15 protein-coding genes are annotated in these 18,116 nt (G+C 64.9%); 11 read left to right on the forward strand and 4 right to left on the reverse strand.

The window, feature by feature from the left end:
* Positions 1 to 66 precede the first annotated feature (66 nt).
* The 4 genes from ACPFL9_RS16090 (at position 67) to ACPFL9_RS16105 (ending at position 8,222) form a co-directional block, all read left to right on the forward strand.
* Positions 67 to 1,731: an alkaline phosphatase D family protein gene (locus tag ACPFL9_RS16090; protein ID WP_426003849.1), complete on the forward strand. Its 1,665-nt coding sequence runs from the start codon at positions 67 to 69 to the stop codon at positions 1,729 to 1,731.
* A 156-nt stretch (positions 1,732 to 1,887) separates the two neighbouring features.
* Positions 1,888 to 5,013 carry a response regulator gene (locus ACPFL9_RS16095; protein ID WP_426003850.1) on the forward strand — a complete coding sequence of 1,042 codons (3,126 nt, stop codon included), beginning with the start codon at positions 1,888 to 1,890 and terminating at the stop codon, positions 5,011 to 5,013.
* On the forward strand, positions 5,010 to 5,930 hold the full coding sequence (locus tag ACPFL9_RS16100) for a GGDEF domain-containing response regulator (protein ID WP_426003851.1): 921 nt from the start codon (positions 5,010 to 5,012) through the stop codon (positions 5,928 to 5,930). The genes ACPFL9_RS16095 and ACPFL9_RS16100 overlap by 4 nt, the downstream gene beginning before the upstream one ends.
* A gap of 72 nt (positions 5,931 to 6,002) precedes the next feature.
* Positions 6,003 to 8,222, forward strand: a complete 2,220-nt coding sequence (locus tag ACPFL9_RS16105; protein WP_426003852.1) for a S9 family peptidase — start codon at positions 6,003 to 6,005, stop codon at positions 8,220 to 8,222.
* A 77-nt stretch (positions 8,223 to 8,299) separates the two neighbouring features.
* Here the strand turns inward: ACPFL9_RS16105 and ACPFL9_RS16110 are convergent, their stop codons facing one another.
* Both ACPFL9_RS16110 and ACPFL9_RS16115 read right to left on the reverse strand, forming a co-directional pair.
* Complete coding sequence (locus ACPFL9_RS16110) at positions 8,300 to 9,103, reverse strand: class I SAM-dependent methyltransferase (RefSeq protein WP_426003853.1); 804 nt, start codon at positions 9,101 to 9,103, stop codon at positions 8,300 to 8,302.
* Between the two features lie 19 nt (positions 9,104 to 9,122).
* Positions 9,123 to 9,506 (reverse strand): STAS/SEC14 domain-containing protein, encoded by a 384-nt coding sequence (locus tag ACPFL9_RS16115; RefSeq protein ID WP_426003854.1) that lies wholly within the window; start codon positions 9,504 to 9,506, stop codon positions 9,123 to 9,125.
* A 214-nt stretch (positions 9,507 to 9,720) separates the two neighbouring features.
* On the opposite strand from ACPFL9_RS16115, the gene ACPFL9_RS16120 reads away from it, so the two are divergent.
* Positions 9,721 to 11,364 carry an ATP-binding protein gene (locus ACPFL9_RS16120; RefSeq protein ID WP_426003855.1) on the forward strand — a complete coding sequence of 548 codons (1,644 nt, stop codon included), beginning with the start codon at positions 9,721 to 9,723 and terminating at the stop codon, positions 11,362 to 11,364.
* Between the two features lie 149 nt (positions 11,365 to 11,513).
* Here ACPFL9_RS16120 and ACPFL9_RS16125 read toward each other — a convergent pair whose 3' ends face one another.
* Entirely contained in the window at positions 11,514 to 11,681 is a 168-nt protein-coding gene (locus tag ACPFL9_RS16125; protein WP_426003856.1) for a hypothetical protein, read from the reverse strand.
* Positions 11,682 to 11,787: 106 nt separating this feature from the next.
* On the opposite strand from ACPFL9_RS16125, the gene ACPFL9_RS16130 reads away from it, so the two are divergent.
* Together ACPFL9_RS16130 and ACPFL9_RS16135 are read left to right on the forward strand one after the other, a co-directional pair.
* Positions 11,788 to 12,852: a hypothetical protein gene (locus ACPFL9_RS16130; protein WP_426003857.1), complete on the forward strand. Its 1,065-nt coding sequence runs from the start codon at positions 11,788 to 11,790 to the stop codon at positions 12,850 to 12,852.
* Between the two features lie 71 nt (positions 12,853 to 12,923).
* Entirely contained in the window at positions 12,924 to 14,477 is a 1,554-nt protein-coding gene (locus ACPFL9_RS16135; RefSeq protein ID WP_426003858.1) for a putative bifunctional diguanylate cyclase/phosphodiesterase, read from the forward strand.
* Here ACPFL9_RS16135 and ACPFL9_RS16140 read toward each other — a convergent pair.
* Positions 14,470 to 15,033: a GNAT family N-acetyltransferase gene (locus ACPFL9_RS16140; RefSeq protein ID WP_426003859.1), complete on the reverse strand. Its 564-nt coding sequence runs from the start codon at positions 15,031 to 15,033 to the stop codon at positions 14,470 to 14,472. The genes ACPFL9_RS16135 and ACPFL9_RS16140 overlap by 8 nt on opposite strands.
* Positions 15,034 to 15,141: 108 nt before the next feature.
* Between ACPFL9_RS16140 and ACPFL9_RS16145 the strand changes: the two genes are divergently transcribed.
* From ACPFL9_RS16145 to ACPFL9_RS16160, 4 genes are all read left to right on the forward strand, one after another.
* Positions 15,142 to 15,603, forward strand: a complete 462-nt coding sequence (locus ACPFL9_RS16145; protein ID WP_426003860.1) for a hotdog fold thioesterase — start codon at positions 15,142 to 15,144, stop codon at positions 15,601 to 15,603.
* A gap of 7 nt (positions 15,604 to 15,610) precedes the next feature.
* Positions 15,611 to 16,942 (forward strand): phenylacetate--CoA ligase PaaK, encoded by a 1,332-nt coding sequence (gene paaK, locus ACPFL9_RS16150; RefSeq protein ID WP_426003861.1) that lies wholly within the window; start codon positions 15,611 to 15,613, stop codon positions 16,940 to 16,942.
* Between the two features lie 108 nt (positions 16,943 to 17,050).
* Positions 17,051 to 17,653 (forward strand): TetR/AcrR family transcriptional regulator, encoded by a 603-nt coding sequence (locus ACPFL9_RS16155; RefSeq protein ID WP_426003862.1) that lies wholly within the window; start codon positions 17,051 to 17,053, stop codon positions 17,651 to 17,653.
* Positions 17,654 to 17,804: 151 nt separating this feature from the next.
* Positions 17,805 to 18,020: a hypothetical protein gene (locus ACPFL9_RS16160; RefSeq protein WP_426003863.1), complete on the forward strand. Its 216-nt coding sequence runs from the start codon at positions 17,805 to 17,807 to the stop codon at positions 18,018 to 18,020.
* Positions 18,021 to 18,116 lie beyond the last annotated feature (96 nt).

The raw sequence follows: 18,116 nt of genomic DNA on the forward strand, positions 1-18,116 counted from the left end.
CAGTCAACCTTTTGGCTTCACCTCAGGCTCACCCTCTGTTCACGGCGGCTGGCAAAAGTAGACGGCATGACTGACTTCTCACGCCGCACCCTCGTCAAAACGTCTCTCGCCGGTCTCACCATGGCCGGGCTCGCCGCCGGAACCGCCCAGGCCTCCGCTGCCCCCACGGCAATCCCGCTGGTCCGCAAGCGGCTCACCCTCCCCACGGGCATCGCCACCGGTGACGTCACCACGGACTCCGCCGTTCTCTGGTCCCGCGCCTCCGGTCCGGGCAGGATGACCGCCAAGCTCCAGGCGATCGACAGCGCCGGAGAAATCCTCCGCGGGCGCTACGGATTCAGCCGCACCATCCGCGGCCCCCTGGCCACCGAGGCCAGCGACTTCACCGCCAAGATCCATGCCAAGGGACTCCCCGCGGGCACCCGTTTCAAGCTTGAGCTGAACTTCGAAGACGACAACGGCGCAGGAGAAGCCGTGCACGGGACCTTCAGCACCGCACCCGGAGCCACTCACGGAAAGCACGACGGCGGCACGGACGGCGGGCGCGAAGGCGGCAGGCCGGCGTCGGGCTCCCAATCGTTCGTCTGGACCGGCGACACCGCCGGCCAGGGCTGGGGCATCAACGAGGAACTCGGCGGCATGCGCGGCTACGCGGCCATGCACCGCACCAACCCGGACTTCTTCATCCACTCCGGCGACACCGTCTACGCCGACGGCCCCATCGCCGCCACCGTCACCGAGAAGGACGGCCAGGTGTGGCGGAATATCGTCACCGAGGAAGTCTCCAAAGTCGCCGAAACCCTCAAGGAATACCGCGGACGCCACCGCTACAACTCACTCGATGCCAACATGCGCGCCATGTTCGCCGATGTCCCTGTGATCGCCCAGTGGGATGACCACGAAACCACCAACAACTGGTACCCCGGCGAAATCCTGGACGACCCCCGCTACACCGAACGCAACGTCAATGTGCTCGCCGCACGCGGCCGCCAGGCATGGCAGGAGAACATGCCGATCGCGGACTCCGCGGCGCTGTGGCGCCCTGGAACGTTCGACGGCGGGCAGTACCAACCCGCGCGCATCTACCGGAAGATTCCCCGCGGCCCGCAGCTGGACATCTTCAGCCTGGACATGCGGACCTTCAAGTCCCCCAACACGGACGGCAAGGAACCCTACGCCACCAGCATCCTCGGCCAGGAACAAGTTGACTGGCTGATCAAGGAAGTCCGGCAGTCCAAGGCCACGTGGAAGGTGATCGCCGCGGACCTGCCGTTGGGCATCATCGTTCCCGACGGCGCCGTGAACCAGGAGAGCCTGGCCAACCGGGATCCGGGAGCGCCGCTGGGCCGTGAGTTGGAAATCGCGGCCGTGCTGTCGGCGTTCAAGAAGTCCGGAGTGAAGAACATCGTCTGGCTGACCGCTGACGTGCACTACTGCGCGGCCCACCACTACTCCCCGGAACGGGCGTCGTTCACGGACTTCGACCCGTTCTGGGAATTCGTGGCCGGCCCCATCAACGCAGGGTCCTTCGGCCCGAACGACATGGACGGGACGTTCGGACCCGAGGTGGTGTTCTCCCGTGCCGGACGGTTCCCGGGCGAATCACCGCGGGACGGCGAGAACCAGTACTTCGGGCACGTGGACCTTTCCGATGACGGCACCTTCACAGTGAGCCTGCGGAATGCCAACGGCACGGTGATCTTTACGAAGGTCCTGACCCCGGAGCGGTAGGCGGGGGCATGGCCGCTGGCGTATGCTCTCCTCAGCGCAAGGGATAGACGCGTCGTTCGCTTTTGGTGGGCCACTCTTGGAAGCGGGGGTTCAGTGGCAGGAGTGAAGCACGGGGTTCCTTCAGCGCGCCCGGCAGGGAAAGGCCTGCCACTGTTCATGACGGCCGCCGGCGTGTGTGCCGTTCTGCTGACCATCATGTTCGCCAGCGGTATCGGGACGGCCACTGCGCAACTGACCGGCGACCTCGCCATCCTCACCGCGGTGTTGACCGCCCTTGTGGTCCACGCACGGGCGGCGTTCAAGCACCATGCGGAGGTCAAGCGCGGCCCGGTGGTCCACAACACCGTGATGGCCCGCTGGTTCGTGGTGGCCGGCCTCGCCGTGTGGAGTGCCGGCCAAGCCATCTGGACCCTGAACGGAATCACCCTCGACCACCAATACCCTTTCCCTTCGTTCGCGGATGTAGGTTTCGTCTGGTACGCGCTGCCCACGGCGATCGGTCTGGTCCTGCTGCTGCGTGGGCAAGGACTCAGGCTCCCTGTCCGGCGCACCATCCTGGATGCGGGGGTGGTGGCAAGCTCCATGTTCTTCATCGTCTGGACCTCGCTCCTGGGCCCGATCGCCGGCGGGACGGACCAGGATCCGCTGGCGCAGGCCACGCAGATGGCCTACCCGATCGCCGACGTTCTCATGGTGTCCGTGGTGATCGTCCTGACCATGCGGGCAGCCCGCGGGCGGCGGCTCCCCTGGCTTTGCCTGGGGGTGGGATTCTGGATCCTGGCCATCACGGACCTCATTTACGTACGGTTCACAATCGAGGGCATCACCGGTGTCACGGGTTCACCCCTCACGCTGGGCTGGGTCCTCGCCTTCCTGCTGGTGGGCCTCAGTCCCCTGGTCCGGGAGACAGGTACCGCGAGGAAGGATGGCCGCGCGTACGCCGCGATGCTGGAGCTGCTCCCGTACCTTCCCGTGTTCAGCGCGGTGTTCTTCATCCCCGGACGTGCCGTCGGAAACGATCCCATCCTCATAGTCACGGGCCTGCTGATGGTGGCGTTCGTCGTCGTGCGGCAGGTGCTGATCGTCGTCGAAAACGTCACGCTCACCAGCGAGCTGGAGTCCAAGGTCACCGAGCGCACCGCCGAACTGCTCGACGCCCGCGAGGACGCCCTGGAGGCAAGCCGCCTCAAGTCCGAGTTCCTTGCCACCATGAGCCACGAAATCCGCACACCGCTCAACGCCGTGATCGGCTTGACCTCGCTCATGATGGACACCGAGCTCAGCGAAGCCCAACGCCAGTACGCACGGGGCGTGAAGGGTGCCGGCGAGGTCCTGCTGACACTCATCAACGACATCCTGGACTTCTCAAAGCTGGAAGCCGGCAAGGTGGACCTGGACGTTACCGCCTTCGATCCGCGGGAGCTCGTGGAAGAAGTTGCCGGGCTGGTGGCGGAGGCCGCGCAAAGCAAGGACCTGGAGCTGATCTCCTACTGCCACCCGGACGTGCCGGAACGGCTCATGGGCGACCCCGGGCGCATCCGGCAGATCCTGCTGAACCTGTCCTCCAACGCGGTCAAGTTCACCCCCTCCGGGGAAGTGGAAATCCAGGTCTCCGTGCTGGAACAGGAGGGAAAGGACGCCCGGTTGCGGTTCGAGGTCCGGGACACCGGCATCGGCATCAGCCCTGAGGACCACCACCGGCTTTTCGAATCGTTCGCCCAGGCCGACGCCTCCACCACCCGCCGCTACGGCGGTACCGGCCTGGGACTGGCCATCTCACGCCGGCTCACCGAAGTCATGGGCGGGCAGATCGGCCTGGACAGCGAGGTCGGCAAGGGCAGCAAGTTCTGGTTCGTCCTGGAACTGCCCGTGGGCCCGGCACCAACAGAAACAACTGCCCTGCCCGCGACGCTGGCAGGCCGGAAAGTCCTGGTGGTGGATGACAACGCCACCAACCGGCTGGTCCTGGAAACGCAGTTGGCCAGTTGGGGCATGGTCCCCGTGGCAGTACCCGATGCGAACGCCGCTTTGGAGGAATACCACGCGGCAGCCACGGCCAGAGCTCCCTACGACCTCGCCGTGGTGGACATGTGCATGCCCGACACAGACGGCTTGGAACTGGCTCGCCTGATCAAGGCGGAAAGCAACGGCAACCCAGCGCCCGGCATCATCCTCCTGACCTCCACCATGGCCGTGGAGAAGGCTGACCTCACCTCCGCCGGAATCCGCGAATACCTCACCAAGCCGGTCCGCAGTTCCGAGTTCTACAACCGGCTGCTCCGGCTCGTTGCCACCAAGACAGCGCCACGCGCCGTCGCCCACGCCCCTGTCTTCGAACGCCCCGCGCAGCTCCACGGCAGGCTCCTGGTGGCGGAAGACAACGAGGTCAACCAACTGGTGGCCCGTGGCATGGCCCAGCGGCTGGGATACGAAGTGGACATCGTCAACGACGGCGCGCAGGCAGTGGAGGCCACCCTCACCGGGGATTACGCCGCAGTCCTGATGGACTGCCACATGCCGGTCATGGACGGGTTCCAAGCCACCCGCACCATCCGCGCCCGGGACGCCGGCCGCCCACGCATCCCCATCATTGCCATGACGGCCGGAGCCCTCAACGAAGACCGCGAGCGCTGCTTCGCCGCCGGAATGGACGACTACATCAGCAAACCCGTGGACGTGGACAAACTCGGCGAAATCCTGGCCACGTGGGTGCCGCAGCCGACTGCTGCTTCGCCCAACTCCGCGGAAAGTACGACGCCGGACGGCCCGGTCGCGGGTGACGCTGCGGCGGGTGCCGCGGCGGGTGGTGCCGAGCCTCAGCCGGCGGCAGCACCGGCGTCGGGCACTGGCGTGACAGCGGCAGGTGGTGCCGCGCCGCAGCCGGCGGCAGCACCGGCGTCGGGCACTGGCGTGACAGCGGCAGGCGACGACGCGGTGCTGGATCAGGACCGCCTGGAGCTGCTGCGGTCGCTGGGTCCGGGTTTGCTGCCGGACGCGATCACGGCCTTCCGGACAGAATCCAGTGCGTCCTTGGAGAACCTGGCCGCCGCGTTGGCCGGGAACGACGCCAGGGCGCTGCAGTCCGCGGCGCACAAGTTGTCCGGAGCGGCGGGCAATATCGGCGCCGTGGGCGCTGCCGGGCTGGCGAAGGAACTGGAGGCCCTGGGCCGGGCAGCCGAGCCCGGGTTGGAGACTGCCGGAGCCCCGCTGCTCCAGGAACTCCACCATGAACTGGACCGTGTGGACCAGGCGCTTGCGCGTGTGGTGTTGGGAGCTTCATGAAAGTCCTGATCGCTGATGACGAACTGATCTCCCGGATGATCACCAAGGCCGCGGTGGAGCAGTCGGGCCACGAGTGCATCGTGGCAGTGGACGGTGACTCCGCATGGGAACTGTTCCAGGTCCACAGTCCGGAGGCCGTGGTGACCGACCTGATGATGCCGGGCATGAACGGACTGGACCTGTGCCGGGCGATCCGGTCCGCCGAGGACGAGAGCTACACCTACGTGATCCTGGTGACGTCCCATGGCTCCCGCGAAGACGTCCTGGCAGGCATGGACGCCGGCGCGGATGATTACGTCACCAAACCGTTGGACCCCTTCAACCTGCATATCCGCCTGCTGGCCGCGCAACGGATTACTTCGCTGCATGCCGATCTGGCCCGGTACCGTTCGGCGCTGACCGAGCAGGCCCGGACGGATCCGCTGACCAAGCTGCACAACCGGCTCAAGCTGACGGAGGACCTGGCCGGGCTGCATACCTCGGCCCGGCCGGGTGACTACTGCTTGGCCATGGTGGACGTGGACAACTTCAAGAGCTACAACGATCTCTACGGTCACCAGGCCGGTGATGCTGCGCTGGCCACGATCGCCTCGACGCTGGCGGCGGAAGTCCGGGCCTCGGACGCGGTGTACCGGTTCGGGGGCGAGGAGTTCCTGTTGGTCCTGCGGGATCAGACGTCCTCGGGGGCCGAGGTGGTCCTGGAGCGGGTCCGGTCCGCGGTGCATGCGCTGCAGATCGAGCATTCAGGGGATCCGGACGGGGTGCTGACCATCAGCGCCGGGGTCGCAGCGTACACCGAAGGGCACCGGGCTGGAACGGAGCAGCTCCTCAAGGAGGCCGACCTTGCCCTGTACGCAGCCAAGGCGTCGGGACGGAACCGGGTGGCCGTGTCCACTCAGGGCTCCTCCCCCAACTGACTGGCATCAGGGGTTGTTCTGAGCGCTGGGAACAACCCCTGATGCCAGTCAGTTGGGCGATAGAGTGGCCCCATGAGCCACACTTCCTCCGCGCCTGCTCCTGCCCCGGGTTCCTCCGTCCAGCCCCCTGTCGCCAAACGCGTCCCTGCCCGTCGCGAACACCACGGCGACGTGTTCATCGACCACTACGAATGGCTGCGGGACAAGGAATCGGACGAGGTCATAGAGCACCTCAAGGCAGAGAACGCCTACCAGGAAGCCGTCACCGCGCACCAGGAACAGCTCCGCGAGGCAATGTTCCAGGAAATCAAGGGCCGCACCCAGGAGACGGATCTGTCGGTGCCCAACCGCAAGGACGGCTGGTGGTACTACAGCCGCTCGGTGGAAGGCAAGGAATACAGCATCCAGTGCCGCGTCCGCGCGCAGGACACCGGCGACCGTGTGGCCGATTGGACGCCGCCCGTGGTGGAGCCGGGAATCTCCATCGAAGGTGAGCAGGTCCTCCTGGACGGCAACGTGGAGGCCGAGGGCCAACCCTTCTTCAGCGTCGGCGGCGCCGCGGTCACGATCGACGGCAACCTTTACGCCTACGCGGTGGACAACTCCGGGGACGAGCGCTTCACGCTGCGCATCAAGGACCTCCGCACCGGCGAACTCCTGCCGGACGTCATCGAGAACATCTTCTACGGTGTGGCCTTCTCCCCCGACGGCACACGCCTGTTTTACACGGTGGTGGATGATTCATGGCGTCCGTACCAGGTGAAGTCGCACGTCCTGGGCACCCCGGTCGCCGATGATGAGGTGCTGTACCAGGAAGACGACGTCGCCATGTGGCTGGGCTTCGACCTCGCCTCCGACCGGCGTCACCTGGTGCTCAGCATCGGGTGCTCCGAGTTCAGCGAGACCCGCCTGCTGCGCTTCGACGACTACGACGCCGGCCTGGCCACGGTCATCTCCCGCGACGAACGCCTCCTTTACGAGGCCGAGCCCTTCCTCCTGGACAGCCGCGAGACCCTCCTGGTCACCCACAACAAGGACGCTATCAATTCCATGGTGAGCCTGGTTGATCCGGAAGAACTGGCCAAGCCGCTGTCGGAGCAAAACTGGCGTACCGTCGTCGGGCATTCCGACCAAGTGCGCGTCAACGGCGCGGGCGTCACGTCCACCCACCTGGTGCTGTCCATCCGCAAGGACACCATCGAACGCGTCCAGGTACTGCCGCTCGCCGGTCTCGGTACGGCAGGGCAGGCATCGCCCGTGGAGCCGGCTTTCGACGAAGAGCTCTACACGGCAGGCGTATCCGGTTCGGACTATGAAGCTCCGGTGATCCGCATGGGCTACACGTCCTACTTCACGCCGTCGCGGGTGTACGACTTCGTGTTGCCCACGCCGGACAAGCCCGCTGGTGAGTTGCTGCTCCGCAAGGAGAGCCCCGTGCTGGGCGGCTACTCTCCCAGCGATTACGTCGCCACCCGTGAATGGGCAACCGCCGACGACGGCACCCGGGTTCCGCTGTCCGTGCTGAGGCACGTCTCGGTCAAGCAGGATGGCACAGCCGCCGGCCTGGTGTACGGGTATGGCTCGTATGAGATGAGCATGGATCCCGGTTTCGGAGTGGCCCGGTTGTCCCTGCTGGACCGCGGAATCGTGATGGTCATTGCGCACATCCGTGGTGGCGGCGAGCTCGGCCGGCACTGGTACGAGGACGGCAAGAAGCTCACCAAGAAGAACACGTTCACCGACTTCATCGCTGCTACCGACTGGCTGGCTTCCTCGGGGTGGGTGGATCCGTCCCGCATTGCTGCGATGGGTGGCTCCGCCGGTGGCTTGCTGATGGGCGCCGTGGCCAATATGGCACCGGAGAAGTACGCAGCCGTGGTGGCCCAGGTGCCGTTCGTTGACGCCCTGACGACGATCCTGGACCCGGAGCTTCCGCTGTCCGCCCTGGAGTGGGAGGAGTGGGGCAACCCCATCACCGACCCGGAAGCGTACGCATACATGAAGTCCTACACCCCGTACGAGAACGTGCGTTCCGTGGCCTACCCGAAGATCGCCGCTGTTACGTCCTTCAACGACACCCGGGTGCTGTACGTGGAACCGGCCAAGTGGGTGCAGGCACTGCGGGCCGTGTCCACGGGTTCCGAGCCGATTGTCATGAAGATCGAGATGGACGGTGGCCACGGCGGAGCTTCCGGCCGGTACGTGCAATGGCGCGAGCGGGCCTGGGATTACGCGTTCGTAGCGGACTCCCTCGGCGCCAACGGACTGCTCCCCGGCGCCGGCCTCAAGTAACCTCCCCCCTCACCCAACTGGGTCGCATTTGTGCGCGTTTGAGCGGTCAAAACGCGCACAAATGCGACCCAGTTGGTTTAACGGGGGCGGAGGACGGCGTAGTAACCGGGGATCACGTCCGGGGAGGAAGGGTTGCTCAGCGGGCGGGTCTCGATGTTCGCCGAGCCATCCTCCACAACGGTCCAGTCCGGCGCCGGGAATGCTTTGGCCCGCTGCGCCGCACCAAAACGGCCCGGCATGGGCAAGCCCCTGATGGCCCACTCAAGCGGAGCGGGAATGGAATGGCGCGTGGCGCCCAGGTGCGTGACGTAATCCACCGGGGTGCCGCGGAAGTTGGTCTCGGCGAGGAAGACGCTGCCGCGTTTCCCGACGACGGGCAGCAGGTTCGCTGCCAACGCCGCCCTGCCCTTGGGGTCCAGCACGTGGAGGACTCCCCGGATGAAGACGTTGGCGTCGCCTCCGGTGCCTGCCTCCGCAAGGGCGTCCGCGACGATTCGTGCAGCGTCAGGCGCTGTCATGTCGCACACAGCGTAGGACGTCGCCGGGAAATCCGTGGACTCCCGGCGTGCCCGGTCCACAGCGTTGGCGGCGTAGTCGAGTCCCAGAGCGTGGGGGAAGTGTTTGGACAGGAGCCGGGTGTAGCTTCCGTGGCCACAACCTACGTCCACCACCGGCAAGGACGGATCCAGCTGTGCCAACGTGGGCAGGTAGCCCTCCAGCTCGTGGGAACTGCCCGAATCCCACAGGACATCCCCCGTGGCCCCCGTGGTCCGGACATCGCCCCAGTACTTGTCCCAGGCCGTACGCGGATCTTTCGGAGCTGCGGAAGAAAGCTTGATGAGCCGGGGAATCAGCAGGTACTTCTTCAGGGCTGCGAGCATCCTCCCAATATATGTGCCGCTATTGCTCTTTCAGCCACGCCAGCGCTTCTGTTTCGTCAGTGAAAAAGCGGGTGGGGCACGGCGGTTTCATGATGCCCAGGAAAAAGTTGGCGATGACCCTGTCCACCGGGGACGCGCCCCACAAAGCAATGCTGGAAGCCTGGCACGGCTTGGCGAAGACGGAACGGGCGCCTCGGGTGACATCGTCGGTGGTGGCCATGTCCACGATCATGGGGTGCCTGTCAGTGCCGCAGAGTTCGTTTACCCGGTCCATGGCCCGCTGCGCGTCATCTTCCTTGATGCGGGCACCTCGTGGCCATGTCAACCGGAGCACGCCCGACTCTTCAAGGACCAGATCGAATTCCACCTGCTGGTGGTCCTGGGGTGTTCCGGGCTGATCCACTGGGCTCCTCATCGCGTGGTGGAAAGGGGCAGCGGGGGCCTCCCCTTGTTGGCACTTCCTAGGCTCGCCAATCCATGCGGCAAAGTAAAGGCAGGCCCGCACCACGCAATAAACCGCGTTTTGGCGTGACACGTCCGCTCGCCCCAATTGCGCTGATAGTGTGTTGCCAAATCTGGATTTACCGTGGAACGACAGTTGTGGCGGAAGGGGCTCAGTGGAGACGAACGGGGCCGAAGTGCAGCACGTTTCCCGCTCCGCGGTGGTGGCGGATTCCGATGCCGAACGCATGGCCTTCATTACGGCCACCCTCAGTGCCGCCGGCTTCGATATCTTCCCGGCATCGAATGCGGAGTCCTTGGTAGTGCAGCTGGACCACAACGTGGCCGACGTGCTGATCCTGGAAAATGCGCTGGGGCACGGACTCAGGAGCCCCGGCATTCCGGTCCTCCTGTTGTTGGACGCCGGCGACTCCGTGGACCTCGAAGAAGCCGAAGCCTGGCGCGTGGTGGACTACGTGATCAACCCCGTCCGCCCGGACGAGCTGGTACACCGGGTCAACACGCTGATCGGGCGGTCCAAGGAGCGGTCCCGGTCACGGGGCGAAATCGAAGCCCTCCGTGAAAGCCTGCGCAACGTCTCCTCGGCGATCCGGGAAACCAACGATCCCCAACTCATCGCCGACCATGTGGTCCGCGGCTTTGGTGAAGCGCTGGACATGGACCACGTGTGGTTTGCGACGTTCCGTGACGAGCGGGTCCCCACCATCCGCGCCCAATGGAACCGCGACGGCGTCACCCAGTTCCCGTCGCGGCTGGGCGGTAATGAAGGCATCATCGTGGAAGCCACCAACAGGCTATGGACCGAAGCTGACGTCCTTGCCGTCAGCGACCACCGCGCGGAGCCCGAAGCGAAAGTCACCAGGGCGATCAAGGACTGGTCCCCTGAGCTCAACCCCGTGTCGTCCGTGATCCTCCCGGTAGGCGAAGGTGCCACTGCGCTGGGCATCATTCTCCTGGCCACGGAAGAACGCCGGCACGACTGGACCCGACCCGAAATCGCCCTCATGCAGCACGTGGCCGGAAATGTGGCCCACGGGCTTATCCAGGGCCACCTCATCAGCGCCCAGCAGCGGGTCCTCCACCAGCTCCGGCAGCTGGACAAGGCAAAGACCGACTTCCTTGCCACGGTCAACCACGAACTCCGCACCCCCCTCACTTCCATCACCGCTTACCTGGACATGATCCGTGACGGCTCCGGCGGTCCCGTCCCTGAGGGCATCAACAAGATGCTGGAAGTCATCGCACGGAACTCGGACCGCCTGCGCCGGCTCATCGAAGACATGCTCACGGTTTCGATGCAGGACGGCAGCAACCTGGACCTCAAGCCGGTGGACATCGACAAACTGCTCCAGGTGGTGGTGGCGACGCTTCGTCCGCTGGCCGAGTCGCGGCACGTCTCTGTTTCCTTCACGGAGGCAGCGGAGGACATTGAGGTCACTGCCGACGAAGCGAAGCTGGAACAGGTCTTCACCAACATCGTGGCCAACGCCATCAAGTTCACACCCGAAGGCGGAAGGGTCGGAATCACGAGCCTGCTGTCGGCGTCCGAAGACGGCGGACGGGCAGCACTGGTGCGGGTCGCCGACACAGGGCTCGGCATACCCGAGCACGACCTCCCGCATATTTTTACGCGCTTCTTCCGGGCATCCAACGCCACGGCTGCCGCCGTACCCGGCAGCGGACTTGGCCTGGCGATCGCCCACGATATCGTCAGCCGCCACATGGGACGGCTGGACCTCGACTCGACCCTCGGGGCCGGCACCACGGTGTCAGTGGAATTGCCCGTTGGCGGCCCGTAGGCCTTTGACAAGACTGTCATGCAGCACGGTCTGCCCTGACGGACACGGTCACTAATCTTCGACATTCAACGAAATAAAACTGATGCCCCGGGCTCGCAAGCCCAGGGCATCAGTTTGAGTCATGTGGCCTAAAAGGCGCTCCCCCAGATTTAGTTCGGCCACCAACCAATGCTGGTGGTGTTCGTCTTGGTGGTAGTGCTGTTCGGCCACCAGCCGATTGCCGTGCTGTCCTGCGAAGGCTCGGCATTAGCCGGAGCAGCGAGTCCGGTGACTGCCAGGACTGCTGCCATGAGCAGTGTTGCCGCAAATTTCTTCATCCGCTGTGCCCTTTCGTTCTGATGCGAATTTCCGTGTGTGACTTGAATAAAGTCACGGGGCAAACTATACGAGCTTTTCTTCTGCAATGACATGGATAATGGGCTCATGCAGAGTCCCAATCTTTCGCCCCACCTCGCAGCAGGACTCACTGCACGCGCGAAGTGGAAGGAGCGGGACTTCGACGAAGCTTTCCGTTTGGCGGGAGAAGCCAGCGACCTGGCCAGCGCCGCAGGAGACGACCAATCGTGGTGGGACATGCAGTACCTGCGGGCTGAATGCCGCCGGGACCAGGGCAGGATCGAGGAATACCTCAGCCTTGCCAGTGAACTGAACGGACATCCACTGACGGCTGCTTCACCCGAACTCGGCGCGAAGGCGGGCACCATGGTCGCCGTCGGTCTGCAAGGACTCGGGCGGCTCGCTGAGGCGGCCGTGACAGCGTCGGAGGCCGCAAAACTGGCCGCCCGCGACCCGGATCTCCTGTATGTCCAGATCCTCGCCCAGCGGGCACTGATCGCGGCACTCGCCGAAAGCCGCCTGCTGGATGATGCCTGGCGGGAATGCCTGGAACTGGAGAACCTGCTCACCGACGTCGACGAGGACACCGCGGGTAAGGGCTACTGGGTGATCGGCAATGTCGCTTTCCTCGCCGAACGGGTTTCCGACGGCGGCCTGTACCACGATCTCGCAGCTGAACGGCTCTCGCCTTCCAAGGACGTGGACCTGTGGGCAAGGTTCAACCGGGCATCTGCCGAAATGCGCCTCCAGGCCAAGCTCAGCGACGCTGCCACCCTGCGCTGCATCGAACGGGCGGAGCTCGCCACGGACATTGTTGGCGGTTCGGAGCGCGACCACCTGGAAATGTCCCTGGTGCGGGCCCACTGGAACTATCTCAACAAGCTGTACCAAGCTGCCCTGGACATCCTCGAGCCGCTGTGCGCCCGCTCCTCCATCCTGGCCACCCAGACCTCCGCGGAAGCGCACTTCCTGTTGGCCCGCACGCTGGTGGGGCTGGGGCGATTGGATGAAGCGGTGGCCACGTTCGACCAGACCGTGAAGCTTTTTGACCAGGCCGCTCTTCCCGAACGCAGCGCAGCCGTCCGTGACTACCTTCGGGACGCTGTGGGGGCCGGGGACAGTGCCGGGGATCTCCCTGCCCGGGACGACTGAGGAGCCAGCCTGCCGCACGGGCCTGTTGAACGGGATGTGTGGAAAGCTAGGCTTGGCACACGGGGGTGAACATGTCCGAGAGCAACACCTACTCAGGCAATGATCCGCGCCTGGGCTTGCTCCTGGACGGCATCGTCAAACTGGCCGCGGGGGACCTCAACGCCAGGATCGAAGTATCCGACGCCCGCGATGAGATCGACGCCGTGATCATGGGCACCAACCTCCTGGCAGAGGATCTCCAGATTATCTACGCCGAGTTGGAACAGCGGGTGGCGGCCCGGACCCAGCAGCTCCATGACGCCCACCGCGAGATGCAGCTGATGGCCATGACCGATCCCCTCACTGGCCTCAGCAACCGCTCCGCCTTTGCCGACGCACTGTCCGATGCCCAGGAGACCGGCCACAACGGCAGCCAGCGCCCGGCCATCCTCCTGCTGGACATGAACGGCTTCAAGGCGATCAACGACTCACTGGGCCACACCATCGGGGACATCGTGCTGGAAACCGTGGCGCGACGCATCAGCGGCGCCGTCCGGGAACAGGACATGGTGGCCCGCATGGGCGGGGATGAGTTCGCTATCCTCCTGCACAACGTCACTCCCTCCATGGCCACGTCCATCGGCAACCGCGTCCTTGCCGCCTTGGACAGTCCCATGGAGATCGACGGCGAGCATCTCCGTTGCGGCGCCAGCATGGGTTTGCGCATGGCCGAAGCCGGCCAGAGCGCGCAGAACCTCATGATGGAAGCCGATATCGCCATGTACGAGTCCAAGACGGACGGCAAGGGCAAGCTCAAGATCTTCCAGCCCGCCATGCTGCATGCCCGGCAGCTTCGCAACCAGCTGGTTGGCGACCTCAAGGAAGCAATTGCCGGATCCCAGCTGATTCTCAACTACCAGCCGATCATCCGCCTCGACACCCGCGGAATCGAAGGCGTGGAGGCGTTGGTGCGCTGGAAACATCCCACGCGCGGAATCATCATGCCGGACGAGTTCATTCCCATCGCCGAGGAGACCGGAATGATTTCCGATCTGGGCGGCTGGGTGCTGCGCACCGCCGTCGGGCAGTTGCAGCAATGGCGCAGCGACCCCCTCACGGCGAGCCATAACTTCACCATGCGCATCAACGTTTCCGCAGCCGACCTGCAGCGGCTGGAGTTCGTGGAGGACGTCCGGGACGCCCTGGCGGAGGCCGGGCTGGACCCGTCGTTGCTGGTCCTGGAACTGACGGAAAGCGCGGTGATCCAGGGCAACGACCTCGATCGTTACACCCTGAACAGCCTGCGCCGCCTGGGCGTCGGGCTGGAAATCGATGACTTCGGGACCGGCTATTCGTCCATCAGTTACCTCCGCCGGCTGCCCGTGGACGCGGTCAAGGTGGACCGCACGCTGCTGGCCGCGTTGGGCAGCGATCCCTCACAGCCGGCCCTTCTGGCGGCGGTCCTGCAGTTGATCCGCGCTTGCGGCCTTAATGCTGTGTGGGAGGGCATCGAGACCGAGGAGCAGGCTGATTACCTGCTCAGCATCGGCTGCACCAGCGGACAGGGGTACTTCTTCAGCCGTCCCCTGCCGGCGGCGGACCTCACGGAGCAGCTGAAACACCACAAGACGTGGCCCATCAGCTGACGGAGCGGCGCTCCCTCCACTCGGAATCGAGGATGGCATAAATGTCCTCCGTGGCCCACTGTCCCCGGTAGTGCCAGATGTCCACCAACGAGGCTTCCAGCCGCATGCCGATCCGCTTGCAGATCGCGGCAGAACCTGTGTTCCGCGAGTCGAGCTTTGCGTCCACCCGATGGAAGGCGAGGAGGCCGAAGGCCAGGTCCAGGACAGCCTCGGCCGCTTCCGTGGCGATGCCCTGCCCCCGCGCATCCGGGTGGAGGATCCAGCCGACCTCCGCCTGGCCCGGCCCCTCCAGCCATTTGAGCACCACCTCGCCCAACAAGCCGGGTCTGTCCTGGCGTTCAATCGCAAGGCAGACCCAGTCCCCTTCCTGCTTGAATTCGAAGTTGGCGTACCGGCCCAGCACTTCCATGGACTTTGTCCTGCTCAGTTCCGGCCGGAGCAGGAACCGGGCCGTTTCGGGCAGGGATTGGTAGCCGTGGAAGCGGTCAAGGTCCTCGGCCTCGAACCGGCGGAGGATGAGCCGTTCGGTCAGGATGGGAAGCGCAATATCCGGCATGCCTTTGAGGCTACTAGGCGCGCGCCGTTCCGTATGCAGTCTTGACTATTGGGCCGATCTGGGATTACCTAATGAACATTCGGTAAATAAAGCTGGAGGCAATGACGCATGGTGGAAACTACCCTCTCCGGTGCCCAGCACCACATCCTGACCAACGATTACGCGTCCGAATGGATGGGCATCGAGGTACTCAAGCTCGACGACGGCCACGCCACCATCCGCATGACCCTCCGGCAGGAAATGCTCAACGGTTTCGGCATGGCCCACGGCGGAATGATCTTCGCCTTCGGCGACACCGCCTTCGCACTGGCCTGCAACCCGGCCAACCCAACGCGCGAGGAAGCCGCCAACATCACGGTTGCATCCGGCGTCGATATTAACTTCATCAAGCCGGCCTTCGAAGGCCAGGTGATCACCGCCGTCGCGAACCGCCGGGCGAGTACCGGCCGCAGCGGCCTGTACGACATTCAGCTCTACGCCGCCGACGCAGCGGCCAACCCCACCACCGACGCGCCGGGCGAGCTCATTGCAGAGTTCCGTGGCCGCAGCCGCACCATCTCCAAGAAGTAGGAACACCATGACCCAGAACACCGTCGCCGCACCTGCCGACGCGCCCTTGCTGGACCGCGAGGAAACCATGTCCCGGGACGAACTGGAGGCACTGCAGCTCAACCGGCTCCAGCACACTGTCGCGTACGCCTACGACCGCGTGCCCCTGTACAAGCGCAAGTTTGACGAAGCCGGGGTGCATCCCACAGATCTCCGCGAACTCAGCGACCTCGGCAAGTTCCCCTTCACCACCAAGGAGGATCTGCGCCTGGAGTACCCGTTCGGCATGTTCGCCGTGCCGCAGAACGAGGTTGCCCGGATCCACGCCAGCTCGGGCACCACCGGACGGCCCACCGTGGTGGGCTATACCAAGAACGACCTCGCCAACTGGGGCACGCTGGTGGCCCGTTCGCTCCGCGCGTCCGGCGTGCGGCCCGGCATGAAGGTCCACAACGCGTACGGCTACGGCCTGTTCACCGGCGGACTCGGAGCGCACGCCGGCGCGGAGGCCCTCGGCTGCACGGTCATCCCGATGTCCGGCGGCCAGACCGAACGCCAGATACAGCTCATCCAGGACTTCCAGCCGGATGCCATCCTGGCGACGCCCACGTACCTGCTGACCATCGCCGATGCCATGGCGCACATGGGCATCGACCCCACGTCCACCTCGCTCAAGTACGCCGTTCTCGGCGCGGAGCCCTGGACCGAGGAGATGCGCCACGAACTCGAAACCACCATGAACATCAAGGCCTCGGACATCTACGGGCTCTCCGAAGTCATGGGGCCGGGCGTCGCCGGCGAAGCCGTTGAAACCCAGGACGGCTGCCACATCTGGGAGGACCACTTCCGCCCTGAGATCATCGATCCGTTCGACCACTCCACGGTCCTTGGCGATGGGGAACCGGGCGAGTTGGTCTTTACGTCACTGACCAAGGAAGCCTTGCCGATCATCCGGTACCGCACCAAGGACCTCACCCGCCTGCTCCCCGGCACCGCCCGCCCGGCACACCGCCGCATGGGCCGCATCACCGGACGCAGCGACGACATGATCATCCTCCGCGGCGTGAACCTCTTCCCGTCGCAGATCGAGGAAATCGCGTTGCGTATCCCGGAGCTCAGCCCACATTTCCAGCTGGAAATCACCCGCCCGGAGGGCAAGCGCATGGATTCGCTGACGGTCAGGATTGAGCGCCGCGAGTCTGTTCCGGTTGAGGCAGGTACGACGGCGGCCCACACCTTGCGTGAGCAGATCAAGATCCATGTCGGGTCGTCTTGCGTCGTTGACGTCGTTGAACCGGGCTCACTGGAACGCTCCAACGGCAAGCTCCGTCGGATCTACGACCTTCGGCCGAAGGGCTGAATTGTTGACGCGGCGCCGCGTGTCCTACAGGGCACGCGGCGCCGCAATCTCCTGACATGCCGCGACGCCGAACGGCGGACCGCCAAGAGATCGTGAGAAAATGCCACCATGCCTTCTGAGACCACAGCCAAGCGCGGACGGCCCGGCTACGACCAGCAGTCGGTGCTCCGCATCGCCGTCGACGTCTTCAACCGCCACGGCTACGACGCAACGTCCATGGGCATCCTGGCCGAGAACCTCGGGATCTCGAAGTCAGCCATCTACCACCATGTGCCGTCCAAGGGCGACCTGCTGAAGCTCGCACTGGATCATGCGCTGGGGGGACTTGAGGCGATCCTTGAGCAACCTGCCGCACTGACCGGCCCGGCCGACGCCCGGCTTGAATTCGTGTTGCGGCAGACCATTGCCGTGCTGGTGGACCGGCTTCCGTTCGTCACGCTTTTGCTGCGGTTGCGGGGCAACACGGACATCGAACGGGACGCCCTGGAACGCCGCCGCAACTTCGACCACCGGGTGGCCGCGCTCATCTCTGCTGCCCGCGAGGACGGTTCCCTGCGTCAGGACATCGATCCGCGTACCGTCACCCGGTTGCTGTTCGGCACCATCAACTCCATCGTCGAGTGGTACAAGCCCGGAGGATCGCTGTCCCCGGAGAAGCTCGCCGACGACGTCATCACCATGGCCTTCGACGGCCTCCACGCCGCCGCCTGACCCTCTCTCACCAAAGTCACCTCTGGGCGCAACCCTCTCTCACCAAAGTCACCACTGGGCGCAACCCTCTCTCACCGACGTCGGCCCGAGACCAGACACGAATTGGTAAGGTCTCCCGCGTCGCGGCCAGCGAGGACTTCTTGCGTGGGAGGTGGCACAATGCATCCAGCCCTCCTCCAGCCATACCGCACTCGGTTTTGAGGTCCACGACATCGAGCAACTGGTTGCCGAGATGAAAGCCAGGGGCGTCGCGTTCCAGGACTACTACCTGCCCGACCTCAAGACGCAAAAACCACATCTGTACAACCGAAGCAGAAAAGTGCGCCTGGTTCATGGACAGCGAGAACAACATCCTCTGCATCCATGAAACACTCGGCCAGCAGGCCGAGTATCAACCCTGATCAAGCCGAACTACGAAACGCTTCCCTTCCGGGAAGCGCTTCGTAGTTAGGTGACAGCGTCA

Origin of the sequence: Paenarthrobacter sp. NyZ202 (genome assembly GCF_049860755.1) — a bacterium.
Classification (GTDB): Bacteria; Actinomycetota; Actinomycetes; order Actinomycetales; family Micrococcaceae; genus Arthrobacter.

Excerpts from the sequence above, each read along its gene's own strand:
- ACPFL9_RS16110 (WP_426003853.1), bottom strand. The coding sequence starts at position 9,103 with ATGCTCGCAGCCCTGAAGAAGTACCTGCTGATTCCCCGGCTCATCAAG.
- ACPFL9_RS16145 (WP_426003860.1), top strand. The coding sequence starts at position 15,142 with ATGGTGGAAACTACCCTCTCCGGTGCCCAGCACCACATCCTGACCAAC.
- ACPFL9_RS16125 (WP_426003856.1), bottom strand. The coding sequence starts at position 11,681 with ATGAAGAAATTTGCGGCAACACTGCTCATGGCAGCAGTCCTGGCAGTC.
- ACPFL9_RS16140 (WP_426003859.1), bottom strand. The coding sequence starts at position 15,033 with ATGCCGGATATTGCGCTTCCCATCCTGACCGAACGGCTCATCCTCCGC.
- ACPFL9_RS16105 (WP_426003852.1), top strand. The coding sequence starts at position 6,003 with ATGAGCCACACTTCCTCCGCGCCTGCTCCTGCCCCGGGTTCCTCCGTC.
- ACPFL9_RS16090 (WP_426003849.1), top strand. The coding sequence starts at position 67 with ATGACTGACTTCTCACGCCGCACCCTCGTCAAAACGTCTCTCGCCGGT.
- ACPFL9_RS16095 (WP_426003850.1), top strand. The coding sequence starts at position 1,888 with ATGACGGCCGCCGGCGTGTGTGCCGTTCTGCTGACCATCATGTTCGCC.
- ACPFL9_RS16130 (WP_426003857.1), top strand. The coding sequence starts at position 11,788 with ATGCAGAGTCCCAATCTTTCGCCCCACCTCGCAGCAGGACTCACTGCA.
- ACPFL9_RS16100 (WP_426003851.1), top strand. The coding sequence starts at position 5,010 with ATGAAAGTCCTGATCGCTGATGACGAACTGATCTCCCGGATGATCACC.
- ACPFL9_RS16135 (WP_426003858.1), top strand. The coding sequence starts at position 12,924 with ATGTCCGAGAGCAACACCTACTCAGGCAATGATCCGCGCCTGGGCTTG.
- paaK (WP_426003861.1), top strand. The coding sequence starts at position 15,611 with ATGACCCAGAACACCGTCGCCGCACCTGCCGACGCGCCCTTGCTGGAC.
- ACPFL9_RS16155 (WP_426003862.1), top strand. The coding sequence starts at position 17,051 with ATGCCTTCTGAGACCACAGCCAAGCGCGGACGGCCCGGCTACGACCAG.